19 protein-coding genes are annotated in these 24,532 nt (G+C 72.1%); 12 read left to right on the top strand and 7 right to left on the bottom strand.

From position 1 onward, the window contains the following. Window positions 1-62: 62 nt before the first annotated feature. Window positions 63-725, bottom strand: a complete 663-nt coding sequence (locus tag Ade02nite_RS38235; RefSeq protein WP_239169348.1) for a prepilin peptidase — start codon at window positions 723-725, stop codon at window positions 63-65. Between the two features lie 132 nt (window positions 726-857). Between Ade02nite_RS38235 and Ade02nite_RS38230 the strand changes: the two genes are divergently transcribed. From Ade02nite_RS38230 to Ade02nite_RS38215, 4 genes are all read left to right on the top strand, one after another. Next, window positions 858-1,502, top strand: a complete 645-nt coding sequence (locus Ade02nite_RS38230) for an LppU/SCO3897 family protein (protein ID WP_203774568.1) — start codon at window positions 858-860, stop codon at window positions 1,500-1,502. 118 nt (window positions 1,503-1,620) lie between these two features. Next, window positions 1,621-2,826, top strand: a complete 1,206-nt coding sequence (locus tag Ade02nite_RS38225) for an ATP-binding protein (protein ID WP_203774566.1) — start codon at window positions 1,621-1,623, stop codon at window positions 2,824-2,826. Window positions 2,827-2,853: 27 nt separating this feature from the next. Next, entirely contained in the window at window positions 2,854-3,396 is a 543-nt protein-coding gene (locus Ade02nite_RS38220; protein ID WP_203774564.1) for a DoxX family membrane protein, read from the top strand. A 143-nt stretch (window positions 3,397-3,539) separates the two neighbouring features. After that, window positions 3,540-4,841, top strand: a complete 1,302-nt coding sequence (locus Ade02nite_RS38215) for a glycosyltransferase family 87 protein (RefSeq protein WP_203774562.1) — start codon at window positions 3,540-3,542, stop codon at window positions 4,839-4,841. Here Ade02nite_RS38215 and Ade02nite_RS38210 read toward each other — a convergent pair. The 4 genes from Ade02nite_RS38210 to moaC form a co-directional block, all read right to left on the bottom strand. Next, entirely contained in the window at window positions 4,828-5,253 is a 426-nt protein-coding gene (locus tag Ade02nite_RS38210; RefSeq protein WP_203774554.1) for a molybdenum cofactor biosynthesis protein MoaE, read from the bottom strand. The two genes, Ade02nite_RS38215 and Ade02nite_RS38210, sit on opposite strands and share 14 nt — an antisense overlap. Before the next feature lie 190 nt (window positions 5,254-5,443). Continuing rightward, window positions 5,444-6,679, bottom strand: a complete 1,236-nt coding sequence (locus tag Ade02nite_RS38205) for a molybdopterin molybdotransferase MoeA (protein WP_203774552.1) — start codon at window positions 6,677-6,679, stop codon at window positions 5,444-5,446. Between the two features lie 9 nt (window positions 6,680-6,688). Next, on the bottom strand, window positions 6,689-7,213 hold the full coding sequence (locus Ade02nite_RS38200; protein ID WP_203774550.1) for a MogA/MoaB family molybdenum cofactor biosynthesis protein: 525 nt from the start codon (window positions 7,211-7,213) through the stop codon (window positions 6,689-6,691). Continuing rightward, on the bottom strand, window positions 7,186-7,677 hold the full coding sequence (moaC, locus tag Ade02nite_RS38195; RefSeq protein ID WP_203774548.1) for a cyclic pyranopterin monophosphate synthase MoaC: 492 nt from the start codon (window positions 7,675-7,677) through the stop codon (window positions 7,186-7,188). Before moaC ends, Ade02nite_RS38200 begins: the two co-directional genes overlap by 28 nt. 482 nt (window positions 7,678-8,159) lie before the next feature. On the opposite strand from moaC, the gene Ade02nite_RS38190 reads away from it, so the two are divergent. Genes Ade02nite_RS38190 through Ade02nite_RS38180 form a run of 3 tightly spaced genes read left to right on the top strand, consistent with a single transcriptional unit; the run spans window position 8,160 to window position 12,338 of the window. Beyond that, on the top strand, window positions 8,160-10,694 hold the full coding sequence (locus tag Ade02nite_RS38190; protein ID WP_203774546.1) for a putative bifunctional diguanylate cyclase/phosphodiesterase: 2,535 nt from the start codon (window positions 8,160-8,162) through the stop codon (window positions 10,692-10,694). Beyond that, the gene (locus Ade02nite_RS38185) at window positions 10,691-11,956 is read left to right on the top strand and encodes a glycosyltransferase family 87 protein (RefSeq protein ID WP_203774544.1); all 1,266 of its coding nucleotides are present in this window, start codon (window positions 10,691-10,693) and stop codon (window positions 11,954-11,956) included. Before Ade02nite_RS38190 ends, Ade02nite_RS38185 begins: the two co-directional genes overlap by 4 nt. Before the next feature lies 1 nt (window position 11,957). Beyond that, window positions 11,958-12,338 (top strand): TFIIB-type zinc ribbon-containing protein, encoded by a 381-nt coding sequence (locus tag Ade02nite_RS38180; RefSeq protein ID WP_379036884.1) that lies wholly within the window; start codon window positions 11,958-11,960, stop codon window positions 12,336-12,338. A 78-nt stretch (window positions 12,339-12,416) separates the two neighbouring features. On the opposite strand, the gene Ade02nite_RS38175 is transcribed toward Ade02nite_RS38180, so the two are convergent. Further along, entirely contained in the window at window positions 12,417-13,586 is a 1,170-nt protein-coding gene (locus Ade02nite_RS38175) for an SUKH-3 domain-containing protein (RefSeq protein WP_203774542.1), read from the bottom strand. 98 nt (window positions 13,587-13,684) lie between these two features. Between Ade02nite_RS38175 and Ade02nite_RS38170 the strand changes: the two genes are divergently transcribed. The 4 genes from Ade02nite_RS38170 to Ade02nite_RS38155 are packed head-to-tail and all read left to right on the top strand — an operon-like array spanning window position 13,685 to window position 18,771. Then, window positions 13,685-14,110 (top strand): YbaB/EbfC family nucleoid-associated protein, encoded by a 426-nt coding sequence (locus Ade02nite_RS38170; RefSeq protein ID WP_239169347.1) that lies wholly within the window; start codon window positions 13,685-13,687, stop codon window positions 14,108-14,110. Further along, window positions 14,103-14,429 carry a hypothetical protein gene (locus Ade02nite_RS38165; protein ID WP_203774538.1) on the top strand — a complete coding sequence of 109 codons (327 nt, stop codon included), beginning with the start codon at window positions 14,103-14,105 and terminating at the stop codon, window positions 14,427-14,429. Before Ade02nite_RS38170 ends, Ade02nite_RS38165 begins: the two co-directional genes overlap by 8 nt. Next, window positions 14,426-18,439 carry a toxin glutamine deamidase domain-containing protein gene (locus Ade02nite_RS38160; protein ID WP_203774536.1) on the top strand — a complete coding sequence of 1,338 codons (4,014 nt, stop codon included), beginning with the start codon at window positions 14,426-14,428 and terminating at the stop codon, window positions 18,437-18,439. The genes Ade02nite_RS38165 and Ade02nite_RS38160 overlap by 4 nt, the downstream gene beginning before the upstream one ends. Then, a complete protein-coding gene (locus tag Ade02nite_RS38155; protein WP_203774534.1) occupies window positions 18,436-18,771 on the top strand; it encodes a hypothetical protein in 336 nt (111 codons plus the stop codon). Before Ade02nite_RS38160 ends, Ade02nite_RS38155 begins: the two co-directional genes overlap by 4 nt. A 5-nt stretch (window positions 18,772-18,776) precedes the next feature. Here Ade02nite_RS38155 and dnaB read toward each other — a convergent pair whose 3' ends face one another. Beyond that, complete coding sequence (gene dnaB, locus Ade02nite_RS38150) at window positions 18,777-20,216, bottom strand: replicative DNA helicase (protein WP_203774532.1); 1,440 nt, start codon at window positions 20,214-20,216, stop codon at window positions 18,777-18,779. Window positions 20,217-20,760: 544 nt separating this feature from the next. On the opposite strand from dnaB, the gene Ade02nite_RS38145 reads away from it, so the two are divergent. Beyond that, on the top strand, window positions 20,761-24,519 hold the full coding sequence (locus tag Ade02nite_RS38145) for a hypothetical protein (RefSeq protein ID WP_203774529.1): 3,759 nt from the start codon (window positions 20,761-20,763) through the stop codon (window positions 24,517-24,519). The last annotated feature ends 13 nt before the right edge of the window (window positions 24,520-24,532 follow it).

Below are 24,532 nucleotides of genomic sequence, written 5' to 3'. Positions count from 1 at the left end.
CCGGAGCCGCCACGGCCGGGGCGCTACGGCGGGGCGCCACGTCGGGACCCTACGGCGGGGCGCTACGGCGGAGACGTGATCACGGCGATCAGCGCGCCCGCCAGCAGGGCCGGCCCGAAGGGGAGAGGGCGGCGCCGGTCCGCGCGGCCGGTGAGGAGCAGGGCCAGCGCGATCGGCCCATTGATCAGGTGTGGGGTGAGCACGCCGACGGCCACGGCCGGCCACCCGGCGAAGCCGAGGACGAAGGCGAGCACCCCGGCGAGCTTCACGTCCCCGAGGCCGAGACCGCCGCGCGGCAGGAGCGCGATCGCCAGGTGCGCCGCGAACACCAGCCCGCCCGCCATCACCGCCGTTCCGATGTGTTCCGGGCGCAGGACGGCCAGCGGCACCCCGGCCACCGCGCCCAGCAGGGCGACGATCCGATCGGGGAGCCGCAGGCAGCGCAGGTCGATCATCGCGAGCAGCAGCGCCGGGACGGCCGCCAGCAGATACACCGGGAGCAGCGGGGACTCTTCGACCCCGACGGCCAGTAGCGTGGCCACCACCGCGCCGATGACGGGCGTCACCCCGTACCGCTGGGGAAAGCGCAGCCGCACCCACCCCGATCCGCAAGTGGAACGGCTGGGCGAGCCGTAGGGGACCGCGAGCCGACAGGCGAGATGGGGAAGGAAGGCCGCGGTCGCCGCGCCGAAGGTTGCTGCCATGATCACGAGGAGTGCCGACACGGACGTGCACCGTAGCGACAGGAGGGGCGACACGGGGCGTCGTGTTGCCGACACCAGCGGCGATTCCGTACGGGTTTGCGTCGGGCGCGCACGCTACGGTGAGAGCGCAAAGCCGCCTTCGGAGGATTCCTGATGTCGCAGAACGGCCCGTACCCCGGCCCGCCGTGGTCGAGCGGCAGCTCCGACGAGCCGTATGCGGAGCCCGCCGACCCGTGGGGTGACCATGGCGCGCCGGTGCAGGAGCCGGTCTGGGGCGCCCACCCGCCGTCGATCCCGCAGCAGCCGCTCACCTACAGCTCCGCGCCCATGGGTGCCGGCGACTGGTTGCAGACTCCCCCGCCGCCCCCGAAGCGCAACACGCCGATCATCGCGCTCGTGGTGACGCTCGGCGTGCTGATCGTCATCGGGCTCGGCGCCACCGCGTGGCTGCTCAACGAGCGCAACGCCGACCAGAAGAATCAGGCTCAGCCCGACACGTCGACCGCCGCCGCCCAGCCCGGTCCGGCGCCGCGCGGCAGCGAGGACGCCCGCTTCTATGTCAAAGAGGGCGACTGCGTGGTCAACGAGGGCTCCGACTCGCAGCCCGACATGCGCACCACGGCCTGCACGTCCGGCACGTACGAGGTGCTCAAGCAGGTCAAGGGCAAGACCACCGGGGAGCAGGACGCCGAAAAGAAGTGCTCCTCGGTGACCGGCTACACCAAGTGGTACTTCTACGACAGCGCCTTCGACGACCTCGACTTCGTGCTGTGCCTCAAGGAGCACAAGTCCTCCTAGGCCGCTCTAGCGATATCTAGCTTCAGAGCTAGAAACCGCTAGATCATCATCGAAGCCAGGTCAGGGAAAACTAGCCATCTCTAGCGTCCAAGCTAGACGGCCCGATACTGTGCAATCCGTGGATCCGGTGAGGAACCCGTACGCCCCCGGCGCCGGCCAGCGCCCGCCCGAGCTGGCCGGGCGCGACCGCGAGCTCGACGCCTTCGACGTGGTGCTCGAGCGCGTCGCCCGCGGCCGCCCCGAGCGCAGCCTCGTGCTGACCGGCCTGCGCGGCGTCGGCAAGACCGTCCTGCTCAACACGCTGCGCTCGGCCGCGATCGGCCGCCTCTGGGGCACCGGCAAGATCGAGGCCCGTCCCGACCAGTCGCTGCGCCGCCCGGTCTCGGCCGCGCTGCACATGGCGATCCGCGAGCTCGCGCCGCATCACCGCGACCCCGACCGGGTCGACGAGGTGCTCGGCGTGCTCAAGGCGTTCGCGCTGCGGGCCAACGACAGCTCGGCCAAGCTGCGCGACCGGTGGGCGCCGGGCATCGACGTGCCGCCGGCGCGCGGGCGGGCCGACTCCGGCGACATCGAGATCGACCTGGTCGAGCTCTTCACCGACGCCGCCTCGCTCGCCACCGACGTGGGCACCGGCATCGCCCTGTTCATCGACGAGATGCAGGACCTGGGCCCGGCCGACGTCTCGGCGCTCTGCGCGGCATGCCACGAGTTGTCCCAGCTCGGCGCGCCGTTGATCGTGGTGGGCGCCGGGCTGCCCCACCTGCCGGCCGTGCTCTCCGCGGCGAAGTCCTATTCGGAGCGGCTCTTCCGCTACCAGCGCATCGACCGGCTCGACCGGGTCGCGGCCGATCTCGCGCTCTGCGCGCCGGCCGCCCGCGAAGACGTGGAGTACGAGGCGAAGGCGCTCGACCTGCTCTACGAGAAGTCCGGCGGATATCCGTACTTCGTGCAGGCGTACGGCAAAGCGACCTGGGACCACGCGCCGCAGTCGCCGGTGACCGACGCCGACGTGCGGGTCGCCGCCCCCGAGGCCGAGGCCGAGCTGGCGGTGGGCTTCTTCGGCTCCCGGTTCGAGCGGGCCACCCCGGCCGAGCGGGAGTACATGCGGGCCATGGCGACGCTCTCCGGCGATCCGGACAACGACATGGACGCGGCCGTGCCCACCTCCGAGATCGCGACAGCGCTCGGCCGCAAGCCGGCGAGCCTCTCCCCGGCGCGCGACGCCCTGATCAAGAAGGGCCTCATCTACTCGGGCGAGCGCGGCACGGTCGCCTTCACGGTGCCGCATTTCGGCCGGTACCTCCGCACCCAGCCGGTGTGATCCCCGGAAGGCGGGTATAACCAGGTCATGAAGCCCGTACGCACCGTCGCCCGCGCGATGCTGGCCTCGATCTTCGTGGTCAGCGGTGTCCGTGTCCTGCTCAACCCCGACTCCAAGGTCGAGACCGCCCAACGGGTCACCGACAAGGTCGGCCCCTGGCTCGAAAAGACCGATCCGCGCCTGCCGTCCGACGCCCGCACGCTCGTGCAGGTCAAGGCGGCGAGCGACGTGGTCGCCGGTCTGGCGCTCGCCACGGGCCACTTCACCCGGCCAGCCGCGGCCGTGCTGGCCGCGGGCCTGCTGCCGACGACCGCCGCCGGTCACCCGTTCTGGGATCGTTCCCGCCCGGACCGCGCCCAGCAGGAGACCCAGTTCCTCAAGAACCTGGGCCTGCTCGGCGGTCTGCTGCTCGCGGCCGCCGACACCGAGGGCCGCCCCAACCTGCGCTACCGCACGACCCACGCCGTGGACCGCTCGCAGCGCAACGTCAAGCGCGCCGTCCGGACCGCCAAGCGCGAAGCCAAGATCGCCGCGATGAGCGCGGCCGCGGCGCGCAAAATGCCCGGCTAACAACCTCCTCGCGATCTCTGCGTTAAAGCCGAGGAGGGGCCGCGCGGTAGGTCTGCGCTCTCTAAGCTCGCTTCCGCCCGGCTGCGGCAGTCCCGTCCGCGGGACCGCTGTGCCTGGGATTCGAGAGCGACGGGGGTCGCGCCATGTCGGCGGTTGTGGTCATTCTTGGTGTCTTCGTCGCGGTCGGCGCCTTCCTTGAGCTGTACGGGGTGAGCACGCTCGCCGCCGACCGCACGGCGATCACCGCGTGGCTGTCGGGCGACGACCTCTACGCGTACGGGACGAGCCTGCCCCCGGCGGCGGCGATCCTCCTGGCTCCGCTGGCCGCCGTGCCGCTCCCCGTGGCCTCGTGGACGCTCGCCCTCGCCGGGGTGGCCGCCCTGGTCCTGGCGCTGACCGCCCTGGCCGGCCCGGTCGCCCGCCGCTACGGCCGGCCCCGCCGCCCGGTCGTGCTGGTGGCGGTCGTGCTCGCCTTGACGCTCGAGCCGGTCCGCGCCTCTCTCGGCCTCGGCCACCTCGACCTGATCGCCTTCGCCCTGATCGCCGCCGACCTCGTGGCCCTGCGCCGCGCGTCCTGGTCACGCACCCGAGCCGCCTGGTGGCCCGGCACCCCGGAAGGCAACCGCCGGACGGCTCGGTGGCCCGACACCCCGGAGGGCAACCGCCGGACGGCGTGGTGGCCCGGCGCGGCCGAAGGCAGCCGCCCGCGCCGGATCTGGAACACGGGCGCGTGGGCGGGTGCCGGCATCGGCGTCGCCTCCGCGCTGTCTCCCGGATCGCTGCTCTTCGTCGCGCACCTCGCCCTGACCAGGCAGTGGCGGGCGGCGCTCACCGCACTGACGACCGTGACGGCCCTGGTCACCGGCGCGCTGCTGATCGCGCCTCGGGCGACAGCGGACTGGTTCGGCTCGGTGCTGCCCGGCATCGACCGCGGCGGTCCGCTCGACGCGCCGGACAACCAGTCGCTTGCCGGCGTGCTGGCCCGGCTCTACGACTCGGCGAGCACGCCGGTGCTGGTCTGGTTGTCCTTCGCCGTGCTGCTGCTCGCGGTCGGCCTGATCCGGGCCCGATCGGCGCACGCGGAGGGCGACGAGATCGCCGCGTTCACGCTGGTCGGGCTCGCCGGCGCGGCCGTGGCCCCGGTCAGCACGGCGAACGACCTGCTCTGGACCCTCCCGGCGATCTTGATTTTGGTGGACGCCGCGGCACGACGGCGGGCCCACCCGCGCCTGCCGAGGCCGCGCCGCTTCACCGGCCTGGAGCCCCTGGTGGCGGCGGCGGCCGCCGGTGTCGTCCTCGCCGCGCCGGTCGTGGCCAACTCGTACGCGATCACGGTGATCGTGCTGCTCAACGCGCTGCCGTGGCGACCGGCCCCGCCGGCGCGTCCCCGGCCCGCCGCGCCGACGCGCCGGGTGCCCGCGATCCCCGGCCCTAGGGGCAGTTGACCCACTCGTCGGTGCCGTCGGTGAAGACCTGGCGCTTCCAGATCGGCAGCCGTGCCTTGGCCTCGTCGACCAGCCGCGCGCACGCCGCGAACGCCGCCGCCCGGTGCGCGGTGCTGACCGACGCGACCAGCGCCACATCGCCGATGGCCAGCGTGCCCACCCGGTGCGAGACGGCCACCGCGTAGACGTCCGGGTCACCGGCGATCTCCTCGGCGACCTCGCGCAGCACCGCGGCCGCGCTCGGATGCCCCTCGTATTCGAGCAGGGTCACCCCGCGCCCGTGGTCGTGGTCGCGAACCACTCCCTGGAACGACACGACAGCGCCGGCCCGCACGTCGGCAACCGCCTTCTCGTGAGCGGCGAGGTCAAGAGGCGCGTCCAGCACCTCACTGATGACAACGGTCCCGGTCATGGGCGCTCCCCGAAGACAAACCTGATGGCAGCAAACTCCGTCATTGACCAGCCCTCAGCGGCGAGCCCGGCCATGAGCGCGCCCCGAGCAGCGAGCCCCGTCACGGGCCCACCCACAGCGGCAAGCCCCGTCACGGACCCACCCACAGCGGCGAGCCCCGTCACGGGCCCACCCACAGCGGCGAGCCTCATCATGGGCGCTCCCCGGCGACGAGTGGAAGCGGAAGGAACGGGACCAGGTCGCCGGCGGCGACCTCGGCGCCCGGGCGGACGACGACGAAGCCGTGCGCGTTCGACAGGCCGCGCAGCATCGCCGAGCCGACGTGGCCGACCGGCGTGGCCACCCGGCCGGAGGGGTCGAGCCGGGCCAGCGCCAGGTGGGTGTCGTTGCCCCGGCCGCGCACGACGGAGGCCGCCTCGACCGTGGGCAGCGCCGGCGCGGGCCGGCCCTGGAGCCCGGCGAGCAGCGGCGCGACCAGCGTGATCAGCGCGATCACCGCGGACTGCGGGTTGCCCGGCAGGCCGGCGAGGAAGCGCGGCCGGCCGTCCTCGCCCGGCACCCGGGCCAGCAGCATCGGGAAGCCGGGGCGGACGGCGACGGTGTTGACCACGTATTCGGCGCCCAGCTCGGCCAGGGTTGGATGCAGGTGGTCGACCGGGCCGTGCATCGTGCCACCGGTGGTGCAGACGAGATCGGCGCCGGCCAGGGCGCCCCGGACGGCCGCGAGGTGAGCCTCCAATGTGTCCTGCACCGGGCCCGCGATCGCCGACGGGTCGACCACGGCGCCGTATCGGCGCAGCCAGCCGGGCACCTGCGGGCCGAGCGAGTCACGGACCCGGCCGGCGCCCGGCGTGCCCGCGGTCAGCAGCTCGTCGCCGAAGACGAGCAGGCCGGCGCGTGGCCGCGGATAGACCATCAACGACTCGTATCCGCAGGTGGCGGCCACGCCGATCACCGCGGGGTCGACCGCCGTGCCGGGCGGGAGCAACACCTCGTCCTTGGCCGCCTCCTCGCCCGGCATGCGCCAGTCGGGCACCACGTGGCGGCGCGGCTCGCCGCTGACCAGCCCGGCACTGTCGCGTGTGGAGTCTTCGATCCGTACGAGGGCGGCGGCGCCCGACGGCACCATCGCGCCGGTGGCGATCTCGACGCACGTGCCGTCCTCGGTGAGCGGCTCGGCGACACCGCCCGCCAGCACGCGGCCGACCGGGCGCCACGGTTGCGGGCCGCGCACCGCCCAGCCGTCGATGCTCGACGTGGGGAAGGCCGGCAGGTCGGTCAGCGCGCGCAACGGCTCGGCCAGCGTGCGCCCGTCGGCCTCCGGCAGGGAGATCGTCTCGGCGGCACCGGCGGCCGCGCGCCCGGCCGCGTAGGCGAGGGCGCGGGCCTGCTCCCAGTCGGCGGGGGTCGTGTCGTCAGCGCTCACCGGACGAGCCTATCCATCCCCACTGCTTTGGGGGTGGTCGCCGCCGCGGATCTGGTCTACCGTGTGCCGGAGCAGGGGGCCCAGCACGGCGAGTCCGTCCTTCGCCCCGCCGGTTGATCCCGGCAGATTGACGATCAACGTGCGGCCGGCGACGCCGGCCAGGCCGCGCGACAGTGCCGCAGCTGGCACTTTGTCGCGGCTGTGCGCACGGATGGCCTCGGCAATGCCGGGTATCTCGAAGTCCAGCATCCCACGGGTAGCCTCCGGGGTGCGGTCAGTCGGGGTGACCCCGGTTCCGCCGCTGGTCAGCACGACGTCGATGCCGGCGGCGACCGCTTGGCGCAATGCCTCGGCGACGGGTTCACCGTCCGGGACGACCACCGGGTCTCCGGGCACCGTGCAGCCGAGCTCGCGCAGTCCCGCGACGAGCCGCGGCCCGCTGGTGTCCTCGTAGATCCCCGCGGCGGCACGATTGCTCGCGACGATCACGCGAGCGGTGATGTCGCTCACGGCCGGTCCTCCGGGCGTACCCAATCGCCGGTCTTGCCGCCTTCCTTGCGCAGGACGCGGACGGCTTCGATGCTCGCCGCCGGATCCACCGCCTTGATCATGTCGATCATGGTGAGGCCGGCGACGGCGACCGAGGTGAGCGCCTCCATCTCGACCCCGGTGCGATCGGCGGTCTTGGTGGTGGCGGTGATCTCGATCGAGGTGTCGGTCAGGGTCAGGTCGACCTTGACGCCGTGCAGCCCGATGGGGTGGCAGAGGGGCACGAGATCGGGCGTGCGCTTCGCTCCCATGATCCCGGCGAGACGGGCGACGGCGAGCGCGTCACCCTTCGGAAGACCGTCACCACGCAACAGGGTGATCACTTCCGGAGTGGTGACGACACGGCCGGCGGCGACCGCGCGACGGGCGGTGATCTCCTTGGCGGAGACGTCGACCATACGCGCGGCGCCGGCCTCGTCGACGTGAGTGAGCTGGGATTCGTCGGGCATACCAGGAGCTTATAGATAGTTCATACGGCCGTGGTCGCGCACGGTCGCAATGAAGCCTGCACAATTTAAATCCGCTGGCGATTGTCTGGCGCCTATGCGCTGCTCAGACCGGTTGGGGAGTCCTCTGTAAATGGCAATTCGGAGCGTAAGAACAAAGGCACACTGTGCGATTTGGACACTGCGGCCATAACGGTATTCCACATCGCTCTGAGTTTCCATTCCTGAGCAGTGAGTAACGAGCGATCCGGCTGTTATCACTTTCTGCTCATAACGACACAAACCGCTACCAATCAGGTTGAAAGCCAAATACGGTTCTCCTCGTCGCGACGAACTGATCGAACCTGCCGCCAAGATCAGTGAGGAGAAGGCCATGCGTTACAGCCAGGACTGGGAGTGAACTACTAGGTGCGCGAAGGGGCGCCGGGTGCTTAGGCTTGAGCCGGAAGCGACGACTTCGATGCGCTCAGTGACAGGACCTTGGGATGCCCCCTAAAAGCTCCAACGACGACGCGACCGATCGACAGCTCCGGCTGTTCGTCGGTCTCGTCGTCGTTTTGGCGCTCGGTGCGGCGGCCGGAGTCGTGGCCGTCACCGTCCTGCGATCGCCGCCGCCACCCAACTACTTCGTGATCGTCCTGCTTCTCGGTGCGATCATCCTGGCCAACCGGCTGCGGGTGCGCTTCCGGGTGCTGTCCAACCAGGACGTCACCTCGTGGACGGAGGTGCCGGTCCTCATCGGGCTGGCGCTGGTCCCCGGCCCGTGGGTCATCCTCTGCACCGCGCTGGCGATCACGATCAACCGCATGATGATGCGCCGCGCGCCTCTCAAGAACGTGTGGCAGGTCGCCAAGGACACCCTCTCGGCCTCGGCCGCCGCCGCGGTGTTCCTGCTCTGCGGCGTCCAGCCGGACGCCGCCCACCCCCCGTTCGCGGTCGGCGCCGTCGTCCTGGCTCTCTGCGCGATGGCGCTCATCGACCAGGCGGCCTTCGTTCCGGTCATGGCGATCTCGTCGCATTCGCGACTTCGGGATGTGGCGCGGCGCAATCTCGACGTCAAGATCGTGGGGTACGTGGTCCGGCTCGCCGCCACGCTGGTGACACTGGCTCTGCTCGCCTACAACGGCGACCCGCTGCTGCTCCTGCTCCTGCCGCTGATCGTGGCGTGCCTCCAGCTGTGGCAGTCCGGCCGCGTGCGCACGCGCGAGGAGCGCGACTCCTGGCAGCGCCTCGCCGAGGCCACCGACGCGCTCAACGCCGTCGACCTCACCCAGGTGCTGCACTCCGCGGTCTCCCGGGCCGCCGTCATCTTCTCGGCGAGCGAGGCCGAGATCGACCTCGCCGTGGCCGGCACCGACGACCGCGTGGTGATCGGCTCGGCGAGCGGCATCCGGCACGACGGCTCGCCCGGCACGGCGAAGAACAAGCATCGCGGCGAGGTCACCACCGATCTCATCGCCCACGACGGCACCCTGCGCGTCGGCGTGCTCCGGCTGCGCTTCGGCGGCGCGGTCAAGCTCACCGAGTTCGAGCAGTACAAGCTCAAGACGTTCGCCTCCGCGCTCTGCACCGCCATCCGCAACGCCTCGGCCTACGCGGAGCTCGCCCGGATCAACGCCCAGAACGCCCACGACGCCGCGCACGACGCGCTCACCGGCCTCGCCAACCGCCGCCACCTCTACGACCGGGCCGCGCGCCACTTCACGGCCGACGGCAACGACGGCGTGATGGCCCTGCTGCTCATCGACCTCAACCACTTCAAAGAGGTCAACGACACGCTCGGGCACGCGGCCGGCGACACGGTTCTGCGCAAGGTGGCCCGCCGGCTCAGCGGCGCCGCCGCCGACGGCGACCTGGTCGCCCGGCTCGGCGGCGACGAGTTCGCGATGCTGCTCACCAACCTGCCCACCCCGGCGATGGCCGGCCACCGCGCCGAGACGGTCCTCGCGTCGCTCGACGATCCGATCGAGGTCGAGGGCATGCAGCTCACCGTGTCCGCGGCGGCGGGCATCGCGCTGGCTCCCGGCAGCGGCGGCGTCAACGAGCTCATGCGCCGCGCCGACATCGCGATGTACCAGGCGAAGCGCGCCGGCCAGCAGACCGCCACCTACGCGCACGCGCGCGACACCGCCGACGTCGAGCGGCTGGTGCTCAGCAGCGAGCTCCAGCGGGCGGTCGACGAGCGCGAGTTCATCGTCGAGTTCCAGCCGATCGTCGATCTCGGCAGCGGCGAGGTCATCTCGGCGGAGGCGCTGGCCCGCTGGCAGCACCCCGAGCACGGCTACCTGACCCCGATGCAGTTCCTCGAGACGGTGGAGCGCTCCGGTCAGCTGCCCGCCTTCGCCGACGCGGTGCTCGAGCAGGCCCTCGAGGCGTCGAACGACTGGCGCGCGGCCGGCTTCGACATGCCCGTCGCGGTGAACGTGTCGCCGCGCAGCCTGCTCGACCCGAGCTTCCCCGAGATGGTGCTGGCCCGGCTGCGCCGCCACGAGGTGCCCGCCGAGATGCTCGTCTTCGAGCTGGCCGAGACGCTGACCCTGAGCCAGCTCGAGGTGGTGCGGCGGGCGCTCGCCGAGCTGAGCGAGGCCGGCGTACGCCTGGCGCTCGACGACTTCGGCACCGGCGTCTCGCCGCTGTCGGTGCTGTCCCACATCCCCGTCAACCAGCTGAAGATCGACCGCGAGTTCGTCAGCTCGGTGCAGACGTCGTCCGAGGCGGGCGCGGTCGTCCGCTCGACCGTCGACCTGGCGCGCAGCCTGCACCTGACCGTCATCGCCGAGGGCGTCGAAAGCGAGCCGCAGCGGCACTCGCTGTGGGAGCTGGGCTGCGTCGCCGGTCAGGGCCACCTCTTCGCCCGCCCGATGTCGTCGGCCCGCATGCTGGCGACCATGCAGCGCGGTACGGGCGGACGGCCCGGCGTGCTGGCGGCCTCCCTGCACGACGGCGGCGCGGTGGTCCGCATGCCGCGGCGGCGGCCCGGCTCATCAGGGAGATCTTCTCTGCCACACTTGCCCGCGTGACAGGCGAAGAGACATCCGACGGCCGGAACCTCCGGGAGCACGTGGTCGATGTCGTGCTGTACGCCCTGTTCGCCGTGTTCGCGCTGTTCACCGCGACGTCGTCGACGCTGCTGCCCCATCGCGCGTGGGGTGAGATCGCGGTTTGGGCGTACGCCGGTGCGGCGCTCGTCGCCGTCGCGCAGCTCCTCGCGTACCGCAGGAGGATCTGGACCGGCCGGAGCGGGAGGGCGGCACTCGCCTGGACCACGTGGGTGGCCGCGGCCCTGGCGCCCCTGATCGTCGAGGCCGTGCAGCGAGCCGGTGGGCGCACCGATCGGGCGCAGGAGGAGGTGCTGGTCGTCGAGCGGATGGGCGAGCGTCTACTGCACGACGGCACGCCCTATCTGAGCAGGGACGCGATCGCCGCGCTGCCGCTGGACGAGCGGCTGATGGGGTACAGCCCCTACCAGCCGGGCATGGCGGTCTTCGGCCTGCCCCGGGCGATCTTCGGCGACTTCTGGTGGACGGACGCGCGGGTCTGGTTCGCGGTCGTCACGGCGGTCGCGCTGATCATGGCGGTACGGCTGCTGCGCCCGTCGTCGTGGTCGGTGCGCGCGTTGCAGGCCGTCACCGTCCTGCCGATCTGCGCGCTCACGCTGGCCACCGGCGGTGATGACATCCCGGTGCTCGCCCTCTGCGTCCTCGCGCTCGCCTGCGCGGCTACCGATCGTTACGGCTGGGCCGGAGCGGCCGTGGGTGCTGCCGCTGCGTGCAAGCTCTTCGCGTTCCCCGTGGTGGCCGTCCTGATCATGTTGGCGATCGCGACCGGGCGCGCCGGCCGTCTGGTCCCCGGCGCGATCGGTCTGCCGATTCTGGTGCTCCTGCCGCCGTTCCAGGCCGATCGGGACGCCTTCGTGGAAAACGTGATCCGCTTCCCGCTCGGGCACGGCCTCGTCGAGAGCCCGGCGCAGTCGCCGTTCCCCGGCTACCTGATCGCCGAGAACGTGCCGGGCGGTCGCTTCGTCGCGCTGGGGTTGCTGGTTGCGGTGGCGGTCGTCATCACCGTACGCATCCTGCGCCGACCGCCACGCACCGCCGCGACGGCGTCGTTGATCTGCGGATGGGGGTTGCTCGCCGCGATCCTGCTGATGCCGACGACCCGCTTCGGTTACCTGCTGTATCCGATCGCGTTCCTCGTGTGTGCCGCCGCGCTGCGGCCGGCACACAGCAAGGACACAGCTTTTAGTGCCCCGACGGATGACACAGCCTTGTACCGTCTGTGAGATGCAGATGACCTGTCCGAAGTGTCACGGCGAGATGCGAGTCTACGAACGCAGCGGCGTCACGATCGACCAGTGCACCGAGTGCCGGGGGGTCTTCCTCGACCGCGGTGAGCTCGAGAAGCTCTTCGAAGCCGAGTCGTCCTGGAACACTCGCCAGGCCCAGCCCCGTCCCGCGGCCGCTCCGCCGCCGCACGCCCCCCAGCCGGGCGGGTACGCGCCGCCGCCCCCGCCCCCGGCTTACGGGCAGCCGGCCGGCTACCCCGCTCCGGTGCCGGGCCACGCTCCCGCCCCGGGTTACGGCTACCACGGCCACTACCGCGGCGGGGGGCACCACGGCCACTACCGTCGCCGCAAAGGCTTCCTGCACGGCCTTTTCGACTGACAGCTCCCGCTGACAGTCGCGCGGCCCTTCCGCCGGGCTCTCCAGCCCGGCGGCGGGCCGCTTTGTGCTTTTCGCAGCTCACCACGTGCCGTCGTCGAAGAGTCGGCGTACCGGGCCGTCGCCGGTGAGCAGCGCGACCAGCGCCTCATCGAGCGAGCCGCCCACCAGCCACTCGCCGCCCTGATCGAGCACGAAGACGCGCCCGCGCGAGTCGATCGCGACCACCGCGTCCTCGCCCTCCACCCCGATCGGGAAGAGCTCCGCCCTGATCAGCGCGCCGAGCTCGGCCAGCGCCCCCGCCGCGTATGCGCCCGGCACCGGGTCGAGGTGCAGCAGCCTGACCGCGCGCCGCGCCCCCGGTCCGCGGCGCCCGCAGCGCACCCCGGCGAAGTCCCCGATCGCGCGCTCCGCCGCCGGGAACGGACGCAACCGCCCACCGCTGATCTCCACGACCCTCGCCACCAGCGCCGACTGGTCGATCGGGCCGACCCATCCGCCGCCCGCGAGCGTCCGTGCCACGTCGTGCGGGAACCGCCCCGGCTCCGGGACCCGGTCCGACCCGTGCCGCCATTGCGTCGTGAACGCCAGGTCCGGCCAGGGCAGCACCGCGAAGTCGACGAGCACCGCGATGCACGTCTCGCACGGCCGGATCGGCGCGCCGCCGACAGGGTCGCCGTGGTCGCGTACCAGAAAAGCCTCGAAGCGTGAGTGAAGCAGCCAGGCCCGAGCCTCGTCGCGGGTGATCTCGGGACCGCGCGAGTGCAGCGCGTCGGACAGGGCGATCAGCTCCGCGTGCCGCTCCGCGCCGCGCACCAGGCCCACCGGCTCCGCCTCGCCGAGCCACGCTCGCACCAGCGGGTGGTGGTTGATCTCCTGGTCGCCCTTGGCGCCCTGCGCCCGGAAGAGCCGATCGCCAGCGGTCAGATGGGCGACCGTGGCAGGCGCCGGCGAACGCCGGGTCAGGCGCAGCAGCGCCACTGCCGGGTCGACCGTGCCCGGCGGCATCGGCCGGCGCTCGCGGTAGACCGCCGCGATCTCCTCGGTCGGCACGCTCGGCCAGGTCGACAGCACCCCGGTCTCGCGGTCGATCACCGTGCGCGCACCGTCGCCCGGCACCGGCAGCGTGGCGGGCTGCTGCCTCGTCCAGATCACGTATCCGAGGTCGAACTCCGCGACCATCGGCTCGCCCTCCTCGCTGCGTGCCCAGCGGGCGGCGATCTCCTCGGCCTCTGCTCGTGTGATCGCCATTCGACCTCTCCTTCGCGTCACGTCTGAACCTGCCGGCTCGAGACGACGTTCACGCATTGAAGCTAACCGACCACGCAAAGTATCGAAGGGTGGCGGCGATGACGGCGACCGCGAACCGAGACGCCAACCGTGACCTGCGCAACCGGCTTGAGGAGATCCACAGCCGGTACGCGCGCCTCCGCTCCGATCTGGACGCTCTCCAACGCCGCCTCACCTCCCTGCGGATCACGGTCGCCTCACCCGACGGCCTCGTCCGGGCGACGGTCGGTCCCCGCGGCGAGCTGATCGATCTCCGCCTGACCCGGCGGGCGACGCACCACATGGACAACGAGTACGTCTCCCGCACGATCGTCACCACCGTCCACAGTGCCGCCGCGAAGGCCCGGCGGCAGGTGCAGAGTCTGATGGCCGACTACCTGCCGGCCGATTCCGGCACCCTGCGATATCTGCGCGACGACGACCTGGGCGCGCTGCTCGGCCGTTCCGACGAGATCGTCCAGGACGTGGCCGGTCGCCATGCCTGACCCGGGGCTCCGGCTCGATCCGGTCGACGCCCTCGACGGCTCGCGCTCCCTCACGGCGGCCGGCGAGGACCTCGCCGCGCGCCGCGACAGCGCGGGCGCCGAGATCGCCGCCGCCACCGCCGCCTCACCCTGGGGCCGGGACGAGTACGGCCAGTCGTTCGAGCGCCAGTACCACCCCGTCGAGCAACAGGTCCTCGACGCCTGGCGGCAGATCGCCGCCCACGTGGCCGGCCTCGGCGAGGCGGTCGCGATATCCGTCCGCGACAACCTGGCCGCCGACGCCGCGGCGGCCGGGAGAGTCCATCGGAGCCGATCATGAGCGTGATACCCAGCCCGGTCCCGCATCCGCTCGAGTACAGCCCCTTCGATGTGCCCGGCTGGGCGTACGAGGCGCTGGAGTGGGTGGTCGGCTTCGACTGGCCGGCCGGCAACGAGGTCGCCACGTGGGACGTCGCCGACCGCTGGTATGCCCTGGCCACGGCCCTGATCGAGCCGAACGACGCGGCCTTCGGGGCAGTCTCGCAGATCCTCGCCGGCTACGAGGGCGCCGGCGCCGACAGCTTCGGCGAGGCGTGGCACCGGCTCGCGGGCGACGAGAGCGCGCCGCTGAACGCCCTGCTCGAGGCGTCGAACCAGCTCGGCGCGCTCGTCGAGGGCGCCGGCCGCGACATCGAGGGCGCCAAGCTCGAGGCCTGGATCGAGATCGGCATCTTCCTCATCGAGCTCATCGGCATGGGCGTCGCCGTCGTCCTCACCCTGGGCGCCGCCTCGCCGGCCGCCGGCGGCCTGATCATGGCGACCCGCCTGGCCATCCAGCAGATCTTCCGCAAGCTGGTCGAGCAGCTCGGCGTGAAGGCCCTCAGGCAGGCCGGCACCCACGCGATCAAGCAGCTGGCCGGCAAGGAGGGCCTCCGCAAACTCGGGCGTGAGGCGCTCGACGAGGGCTTCGACGAGGCCCGCGAGGAGGTGGCGGTCAACGGCGGCATCCAGATGTATCAGCAGTCGACCGGCCGCGCGGACGGCTTCGACCTGAACGACCTGCGCGCCTCCGCCGTCGCCGGATTCGCCGGCGGAGCGGCGTCGAGCGGCGCGGGCGTCGGCTCACACGGCCACGGCGGCGTCGCCCGAGGCGCCGGCGGCGAGGTCCTGGCCGAGTTCGGTGCCGCAGCCGCCTTCGGCGAGCTGCCCGATGGTGCAGATCTCGCTAAATCCGCTACTTCCGGCGCTGCCGGGTCGGCCCTGCATGTCGGTACGCCTTTCAGCGGCCCCAACCTCACTATCGGCTCGGACCTGTCCTCGGCTACGCCGCTGCTAGCGGACGCCGGTTCGCCGTCTGCGCCGCCCATGATCGCGTCCCCGCTCCCGGGGGTTGCCTCGTCGGAGCCCGCCCTCCTCGCCGGGTCGCCTGACCGGACATCGTCGTTCGAGTCCGCCGTGGTCGCGCCGCCTCCGGCCTTTTCGCCGGGTGCCGACGCGGCGCCTCCGGCCTTTTCGCCGGGTGCTGACGCGGCGCCACCGGCCACCCCCCTCTCTTCTGCCGACCCGGCGTCGCCGGCCGTCGGTGCCGCCCTTTCCTCTTCTGCCGACCCCGCGTCACCGGCCACCGGCGCCGCCCCTTCCCCTTCCGCCGACCCCGCGTCGCCGGGCATCGGTTCGGCCCTTTCGCCGTCTGCCGACGCGGCATCGTCGGCCACCGCCGCCTCCTCGGTCCCTTCGGCGACCGTCTCCCCAGCGTTTTCTGCCGACGTTGAATCGCCGGCCGCTGTTTCCCCTTCGTCTCCTTCGCCCGCCTTCGAGCCGGCCGGCGGTCCTTCGTTCGCGGCTTCCGAGCCGGCGCCCGCTTCTCCCGTACAGCTGCCGCCCACCGACGCGACGGTCCTTTCCGCCTCCCCGCCACCGCCGACCACGCCCGCGTCATCCGCGCCGTCCCCCAGCGCGGGCGTGGTCCCCTTCGCGCCGTCCCCCACCGCGGGCGTCATCCCCGGCTCGCCCCGCCGGGCCGGCACGTCCGCCACCGGCACCCCCGATCGGCTGCCCCCGGGCACCACGTGGCGATCCACCGTGTCCGACCTGGACCGCATCGCCGACGCTCTCGGCCCCCGCCCGGACGTCTCGCGCAGTCGCCCGCCCCTGCCGCTGGACCGGACCCCTTCACCACTTGACCGGGCGCTGCGCCCGGCCGACACCACACCCTTGTCCGACCGTCCCCGCACCGAGCCGCACCCCAACGCGCCGCGGGTGAGCCGCCCGTACATCAGCCGGGTTCCCGATCCACGCCGTTCCGGCCCCGTCGTCGCCGTGCCGCTACCGCATGACCTCGGCCCTGCTCCCCGCCGCCCGCTCCCGGAGCCGGACCTGGCCCGCGCCGAGGCCGCCTACTTCGGATACGCCGACCACGCCCGCCGCACCCACGAGGAGAACCGGCGCGAGGAGTACATCGCCTACCTGACCACGATCGCCGACGACAACCGCGCGAAGATCCTCGACCTGGGCCGCCGCGCCGACGAGGCCTTCCGCACCGGTTCGACCCTGCGCGCCCGCGACTACCGCAAGCAGGCCTTCGAGCTGAGCGAGATCGTCGCCGAGATCGAAACCCAGAACGACCAGATCCGCTCCGGCGCCTTGGCCCCGGAGACCGTCGAGGTCGACCCGCCGCACTGGGCCCGCATCAACCACGACGTGGGCGACCTGGCCCCGGCCGGCGTGAAGACCGGCAGCCGCTCGGCCCTGACCGGCACCGGCGGCCGCCCACCGATCGACGCGACCCGCCGCTACAACTCGGTCGGCGGCCTGCGCCCGCCGCTCGCCGTACACCAGGTCGATCTGGAGAACGCCGTCCCCCGCGACCCCGACGGCCGCCCCACCCGCCTGCCCGACCCCCGCACCGGCCGCTGGTTCCGCCTGGCCAACGACGGCGGACCCGCCGCCGACCCCACCAGGGGCCTGAACTGCGTGGACGGCGTGCTGTCCCTTTTCGACACCTACATCCACGGCCGCCCCCGTGTCGCCGCCCCCCGAACCTTCGACACCTACGCCCACGGCGACCCCACCCGCCCTCTGGGCGGCGAACTGGCCGGCGTCGACCGCATCCGCCAGGCCACCGGCAGCGACTTCCAGAACCTCTGCCCCTACCTGGGCGGCGCCGACCCCGCCGAGGCCAAACAGGCCATGGACCACGCCATCACCAACTTGACCAACCACCTGCTCAACACCGGCCACGGCGCCTACGCCTTCATCATCACCGACCTGGAGGCCGGCGGTTGCCACTCGTGGGCCGCCCTGAACCAGAACGGAACCGTCCTCTTCGTAGACCCCCAGATAGGCAAGCTGACCGAGTCCCACCCCCTCTACACCCACCAGGGCGTCCACACCCCCACCAACATCATCTCGATGGACGCCCTGGTGGTGGCCGCCAACGCCACCCCGGCCCCCCTCCCACACCACGGCCCGGGCCACTGGTCAACCACCCCACCCACCGGAGCCGACGAGTCCCCGGAAACGGCCGCCGAGCGTCTGGCGTTCGAATCGTTGCCGACCTCCGAACAGCGAACGTTGAACGATTCCTACGTCCGCTCTCTCGCCATCGCTGATCGAGTGCTCGGTGACATCCGTGATGTCATCAGTTCTCTGCCTGCTGCCCCGGAGACCGAGCGTCTTCGCGTGGTTGACGAGCAACATCGGGCCAAGACGGTGAACTCGCTCGCACGAGCCTTCCTCCAGCACGCGCCCGTCTTCAACACCACTTTGGACGACTTCATCGCCGCGCAGAAAGACCTGGTTCGCTTCTCGATCGAGGTCCCACTCGCCGGCTATGGGCGCTCCGTTGCGCTGGTCCTGGAAGCCCTGGAGTCCTCCGGTTACTCGGTCACGAAGATCCTCAGCTTCTGGGGCGACGGACTAGGAAGACACAACGGTTTGAATGTCTCTCTGGCCGATCCGCAGGGGCATCTCTTCGAGCTTCAGTTCCCCACTCCACTTTCGCGAGCGGTCGGGAAGGACACACACAGGCTCTATGCCCGGGTGCGCAACGAACGGTTCACCCCTGAGGAGAGGGTCGAGGCACTCCTCCAGATCTTCTCCATCAACCGCGAACGAGGCCTCCCCGACAACCAGCCGTCAGACCTCGACATCCTTGACCAAGCCTTCCCGGTCACCCAGAAGGACACCGGCCTCGCCACTTGGATAGGCGCCAACCGGGGGATATGGCACGACTACCTCAGGACGTTGGACGCGGGCGGCGGCTCGCTCGATCGGGCTCTGGCTCGGCACAATCTCCGGTACAGCGATGTGATGATTCCACCCGAGCAGGCAGGGACGGATTACCCATGACGGATGCCCCGTTCCACTACACCGCGGTTCTCAAGCCGGACATGTCGGGCGAGGCCACGAGCGTCATCGCGCACCAGCCGTTGCCAGGGCAACCCCTCCGCGCGGTTCTGTGGAGTTGGCTGCACAAAGCGTGGGTCTCCGCGCCCGGCACCGCCGCCGCTCTTCTCTACGACGACCAGAAGTTTGATCAGCTCCGCAACATCGATCGGACAACGGCCGAACGCATCTCGCGCGAGGCGCTGCACGTCGACCTGCCCTCGGAAGGACAGCTCAACGCCATCGCCGACGAGGGAGAGCGCATGGGCTGGCCCTACGGTCCGCCTCGTTCGTAGGCCTCCTAGACGATTGCCATGTCGACGAAGCGGGACAGGTGCAGCTGAGCCGCCACCGTCACCGTGTCGGTCGGGCCGTTTCGGTGCTTGGCGACGATGAAGTCCGCCTCGCCCGCGCGCGGTGACTCCTTGTCGTAGTAGTCGTCGCGGTGGAGCAGGATCACGACGTCGGCGTCCTGCTCGATGGAGCCGGACTCACGCAGGTCGGACAGCTGCGGGCGCTTGTCGGTGCGCTGCTCGGGACCACGGTTCAGCTGCGACACCGCGATCACCGGGCACTCGATCTCCTTGGCGAGCAGCTTGAGGCCACGGGAGAGCTCGGAGACCTCCTGCTGACGGCTCTCGGTCTTTTTGGGCGAGGACATCAGCTGGAGATAGTCGATCACCAGGAGCTTGAGGTTGTGTCGCTGCTTGAGGCGGCGCGCCTTGGCCCGGATCTCCATGAGGTTCATGTTGGGGGTGTCGTCGACGAAGATCGGGGCCTCGCTGATCTCGCCCATGCGGCGGGCCAGCTTGCTCCAGTCGTCGTCGGTGAGCTGGCCGGAGCGCAGCACGTGCAGCGGCACGCGGGCCTCGGCGGAGAGCAGGCGCATGACCATCTCGATCTTGCTCATTTCGAGCGAGAAGATGGCGCTCGCGCAGTTGCTCCGGATGGCCGCGTTACGGGCGAAGTCCATGCTGACCGTCGACTTGCCCAGACCGGGACGGCCGGCCACGATGATCAGCTGGCCCGGGTGCAGGCCGTTGAGCAGCCGGTCGAGGTCGCCGAAGCCGGTGGGCACGCCCGTCATCACGCCGCCGGCCGCGCCGACCGCCTCGATCTCGTCGAGCGTGGGCTGGAGCATGTCGCCGAGGGCCGCGAAGTCTTCGCTCACCCGCTTCTCGGTGACGTCGTAGATCGCCTGCTGGGCCAGGTCGACGATGTCGTCGACGTCGCGCCCGCCGTTGCCGTTCGCGCCGTACCCCAACTGGACGATCTTGGTGCCGGCGTTGACGAGGCGGCGGAGGATGGCGCGCTCGCCCACGATGCGCGCGTAGTAGGACGCGTTGGCCGCGGTGGGCACGCTCTCGATCAGCGTGTGCAGGTAGGGCACGCCGCCGATGCGCTGGAGGTCGCCCGAGTCGGCGAGCGCGGCGGCCACGGTCAGCGCGTCGGCCGGCTCGCCACGCCCGTACAGGTCGAGGATGACGTCGAAGATCGTGCTGTGCACCGGACGGTAGAAGTCGTGCGTCTTGAGGATCTCGACCACGTCGGCGATCGCGTCCTTGGAGAGCAGCATGCCGCCCAGCACGCCCTGCTCGGCGGCCACATCCTGGGGCGGAGCCTTGTCGAACTGCCCGCCGGACGGGCCGTTGCTCGGTGGCCCCCCGGGACCGGACGGTCCCGATCCGGACTGCTGACCGGGAGGGCGTGCCTCCGGCCGCGCGTCGTCGGTGATCGACACCCGGACCTCCTCCGCTGGCCGTACGTGAACACACCCTGATCAAACAGCCGGGGTATGACACTTTCGGCTGAACTCCCCACCTTGATCAGGAACAACATCCCGATCAAGCCCGCGCGAGCGGCTGGACCACTGTACGAACCCGCCCGCCACCTGCCCAACTGCCCCGGTGGACGAGTCTCGGGACAACCTGTGGACATCTCGGCCGAGCCTGTGGATATCTCTGTGGATACCTGTGCACAACTCCTGAGGACGAAGCTCGACGCGCCTTCTTCATCAGGGATTTCGCCGTCCCCAACTGTGGAGAGCAGAAAAACACCTGCACAGCTGCGAAAAGATGCCCCGCGTGAGCAAGCCGTCGCCCGGAGGCGTTGCGGTTCGCTCGTTGGCACGGCACGCTTTTCGGGTGGACCAACGGGAGTGGGACTACGGAGCCCGCATGTCGCGCGAAAGGCGCGCTGCGGATTCGTGGACCACCCGAAGTCCGGATTCTCCGGATTTTGCCGAACCTGAGCAGAAATGGTCCTCCCTCACCGACACCGGCAGCATGCAGCCCAGCGCCGAGGCGCTCGACTGGCAGCGCCGCGCCGACGCGTGGGCGCAGCAGGCCGAGTCCGACCAGAGCCAGTCCGTCGAGCCGGCCGGCCGCTGGTCCGACGTGGCGTCCACGGGCCGGCCCGCGTTCCCCGCCGACGGCGTCGGCTGGCGCACCGAGACCGCCGAGTGGCGCGCGACCGGCGCCCGCTGGAAGCAGACCACCGAGTGGCGGTCCACCACGGGCTCGCACGGCTGGCGGTCCACCACCGAGGCGTGGCAGACCGGCGGCCGGAGCGCCTATCCGCCCGCCGCCGAGACGCCGATGTCGCAGCCGGCCATCTCGAGCACGGCGTGGTCGGCCACGTCGGACGATCGCGCCGACACCCGCCCCGCGTGGCAGCAGTTCACCGAGCCCGAGCAGGCGAGCACAGCTCAGGACACGCCGAGCTGGCAACAGCCCTCCCCTCGTACGCCCGCGGAAAGCTCACCCACCTGGCAGCAGCTGGTCGAACCGTCGCGCCCGTCGTGGCAGCGCGACGCGATCGAAGGCTCCGCCACCTGGACCGACACGGGCACGAGCATCCCCAAGAGCACCGAGACGACCTGGTTGCGCGAGGAGCCGCGCGACGACGGCCGTCACCTCGTGCGGGAGGACGACCGTGCCGCCTGGCGACGCGGCGCACAGCAGACTCCCGGCCCGATCGGCCGCCGCCGCGCGCCCGAGCCGGGACCTTCCGGGGGCACGGGCTGGTCCACCACGCGACCCGAGAGCGACAGCTGGGACTCCGACAACTGGGCCGGTCACACCGACACAGGCAACATCCAGCTGTACGGGGACACAGGCGCTTCGACCACATCCTCGTGGAGCAGCGATTACGGCTCGGACAGGCGCGACGAGCCGACCGGGCGCCGAGCACTGCCCTCTTCGCCGTACGAGAGCGAGCCCGGTTACCGCATCCCGCCCGCGACCCCGTACGAGACGACACGCCCGTCCCGGTACGACGACACCACGGGCGCCGCCACGTCGCCACTGAGCGGCCGATACGACGAGACGCCCGCCCCGCGCAGCCGCCGCGAGCGTGGCCCCCGGTACGCGGACGACGACACCCCCAGCCGCGCCTCCAGTCCCACATCGGGCCTGGCCGGCGGCACCACGGCCTACCCGTCCGCCCCGGCCTCGGGCTATCCGGCGGCCCCCGCCTCGGACTATCCGGCGGCCCCCGCCTCCGGTTACTCGGCGTCCGGCCTCTCGGGCGGCTCCACCGGTTACCCCGCGGCCCCCGCTTCCGGCCTCGCCGGCGGCACCACCGACTACCCCGCCGCTCCTGCCTCCGGCCTCGCCGGCGGCACCACCGGTTACCCCGCGGCCCCCGCTTCCGGCCTCGCCGGCGGCACCACCGGTTATCCACAGGAGACGCGGTCCTCCCGCCGCGCCCGCGCCGCGAAGCCGGTCGACCGCGACGAGACCACCACGTTCGGCGCGGCCCCCATCGCCTATCCCGACGAGACCGACGCCCCGCGCCGCGCCGCCCCGCGCCGTCCCGAGCAGCGGCAGGGCCCTTCCAAGGGCCGTGCCCGATACAACCCCGGCTCCAGCGACTGGCGCGAGCAGACCGCCTCGTGGGAGGCCGAGCCCGACACCAGCAGCTGGGTCCGCGACCCCGACACGGGCCAGTGGAGCCGCTCCGAGGACGACCCGCGCATCCTGGCGTGGCGCCGCGAGGCCGCCCGCCGCGAGGCCATGGGCGAGGGCCCCCGCGCCCTCCCCGCCGCGCCGTCGGACCCCGAACCCGAGCCCGAGCAGCCACGACGCGCCCCCGCCCCCGAAGCCCGGCGCACGCCACCGGCCCTCCCGCCCGCGCCCGCTCCCCGCAGCGCCGCGCCTTACGGCGGTTACGGCTCCACGCCCGACGGCCCGAGCCGCCGCGCCTATCCCGACGACGGCGCCTACGGCAGCGAGCCCTCGACCGGCCGCCGCTCCTACGACGACCTGCCGCCCGCACCCCGCAGCGGCATCGGCGCCCCCTACGGCAGCGCCGCACCTCGCAGCGCCCCGCCAAGCTACGGCAGCGCCGCTTCCCGCAGCGCCCCGCCCGGTTACGGCAGCAGCACCCCGCCCGATTACGGCAGCGCCGCCCCCGCCGGCGGCTATCCGGGCGCTCCCGACCGCTACCCCGCAGACGACGCCCCGCGCTACCCGAACACCGATCCCCCGGGTGGCGCACCCCGCTACCCGAGCGCCGACCCAGCCGGCGGCGGCCCGCGCTACTCAGCCTCAGCTCCCGCCAGTGGCCTGCCCAGCTACCCGAGCTCCACCCCAGCCGGCAGCACTCCCCGCTACCCGGCCGCGGAGCAGGCCGACGGCACCCAGCGCTACTCGGCCGCCGCTCCAGCAAGCGGCCCACCCGGCTACCCGGACCCGTCGAGCGGCACCCCGCGCTATCCGACCGCCGACCCAGCCGGCGGCACCTCCCGCTACCCGAGCGCCGACCCCACCACCGGCACGCCGCGTAACCCCACCGCCGACCCAGCCGGCGGCACCCCGCGCTACCCGACCGCCGACCCGGCCGGCGGCACCCCGCGCTACCCGACCGCCGATGCGGCCGGCGGTGCTCCCCGCTACTCGGCCACCGCCCCGGCCAGCGGCCTGCCCGCCTATCCAAGCTCGGCCCCGCCCGGCGGCACCCCCCGCTACTCGGCCTCAGCGCCGGCCAGCGGACTTCCGGCATCTCAGCGCTACCCGGACCCGGACACCCGCTACTCGGACCCGGACACCCGCTACCCCGGAGCCCCCCGCTACTCGGACCGCTACCCGTCCGACCTGGGCGGCGAGACCCAGCGATACGGCTATTCGGCCTCCGCCCCGGCGAGCGGCCTCCCCGCGATCGCCCCGCCGCCCTATCAGGACGCCGCCCCGGCCACCGGGAGCGCCCTGGAGCAGTACAGCGCCGGCCGACGGCGCGCCGACGATCAAGAGCGCCGTGAGAGTTCCACGGCGTACGCCCAGGAGCCGCCGAGTCCCGACACCTGGCGCGCCGACCCCATGCCTCGGCAGGGGGACGCGCCGCCATGGTCGCCCGGCGGTGTCACCGAAAGCAGGCAGCGCCCCGAGCCCGGCGCTTGGCACAAAGCCGAGCGCGAGGAGCGGGCCAGGGGAAGCGCGACCTACCGCGAGGGCGGCGGTACCGACTGGCGGCGAGACCTCGCCGGACAGAGTGATCTCGCCGAGGGGGAGTCCCGGCGGTACGGCACTTCGGATTACGTGCCCTTTCGGTCGAGCGGCTCAGCCGCCGTCGAGGGAACATCGAACTTATCCATGACATCCACCTCGCTGATCTCGCCGGTGCCGCGGGAGCAGCGAGAGAGTTCCGGATACGGGTCGTACGAGCGCCGTCCCGTCACCGGCGGCTATCCGACCATCCGCAAGCGCGACCTGCTCGACCCGGATGACGAGGAGGACGAACAGGAATCCGGCGGTCCTCTCGCCGCGGTCGGCTACACCGTCATCTGGTACGGCGTACCCGTCGTCCTCTTCGTCGTCTACATGGTCGTCTTCGGCGCCGGCTCGCAGACCCACGCCCTGGACACGCTCTCCAAGGCCGCCCCGCAGTTCGGCATCTCCCTGGTGCTCAGCGTCATCGTGGCCGTCGGCCTGCGCTTCATCAGCCACTCGTGGAAGGCGATCAGCGTCGGCCTGGCCGCGGCGGTGGTCGGCGGCGGCCTCGCGACCGTCCTCACCTCGGCCATCACCGGCAACAGCCTCAGCTGAGGCCGGCCCCCGA

The sequence above is a fragment of the Paractinoplanes deccanensis genome (genome assembly GCF_016862115.1).
Classification (GTDB): domain Bacteria; phylum Actinomycetota; class Actinomycetes; order Mycobacteriales; family Micromonosporaceae; genus Actinoplanes; species Actinoplanes deccanensis.
The sequence above is the reverse complement of the archived record's forward strand: the minus strand, read 5'-3'. Positions and strand labels throughout refer to the sequence as shown.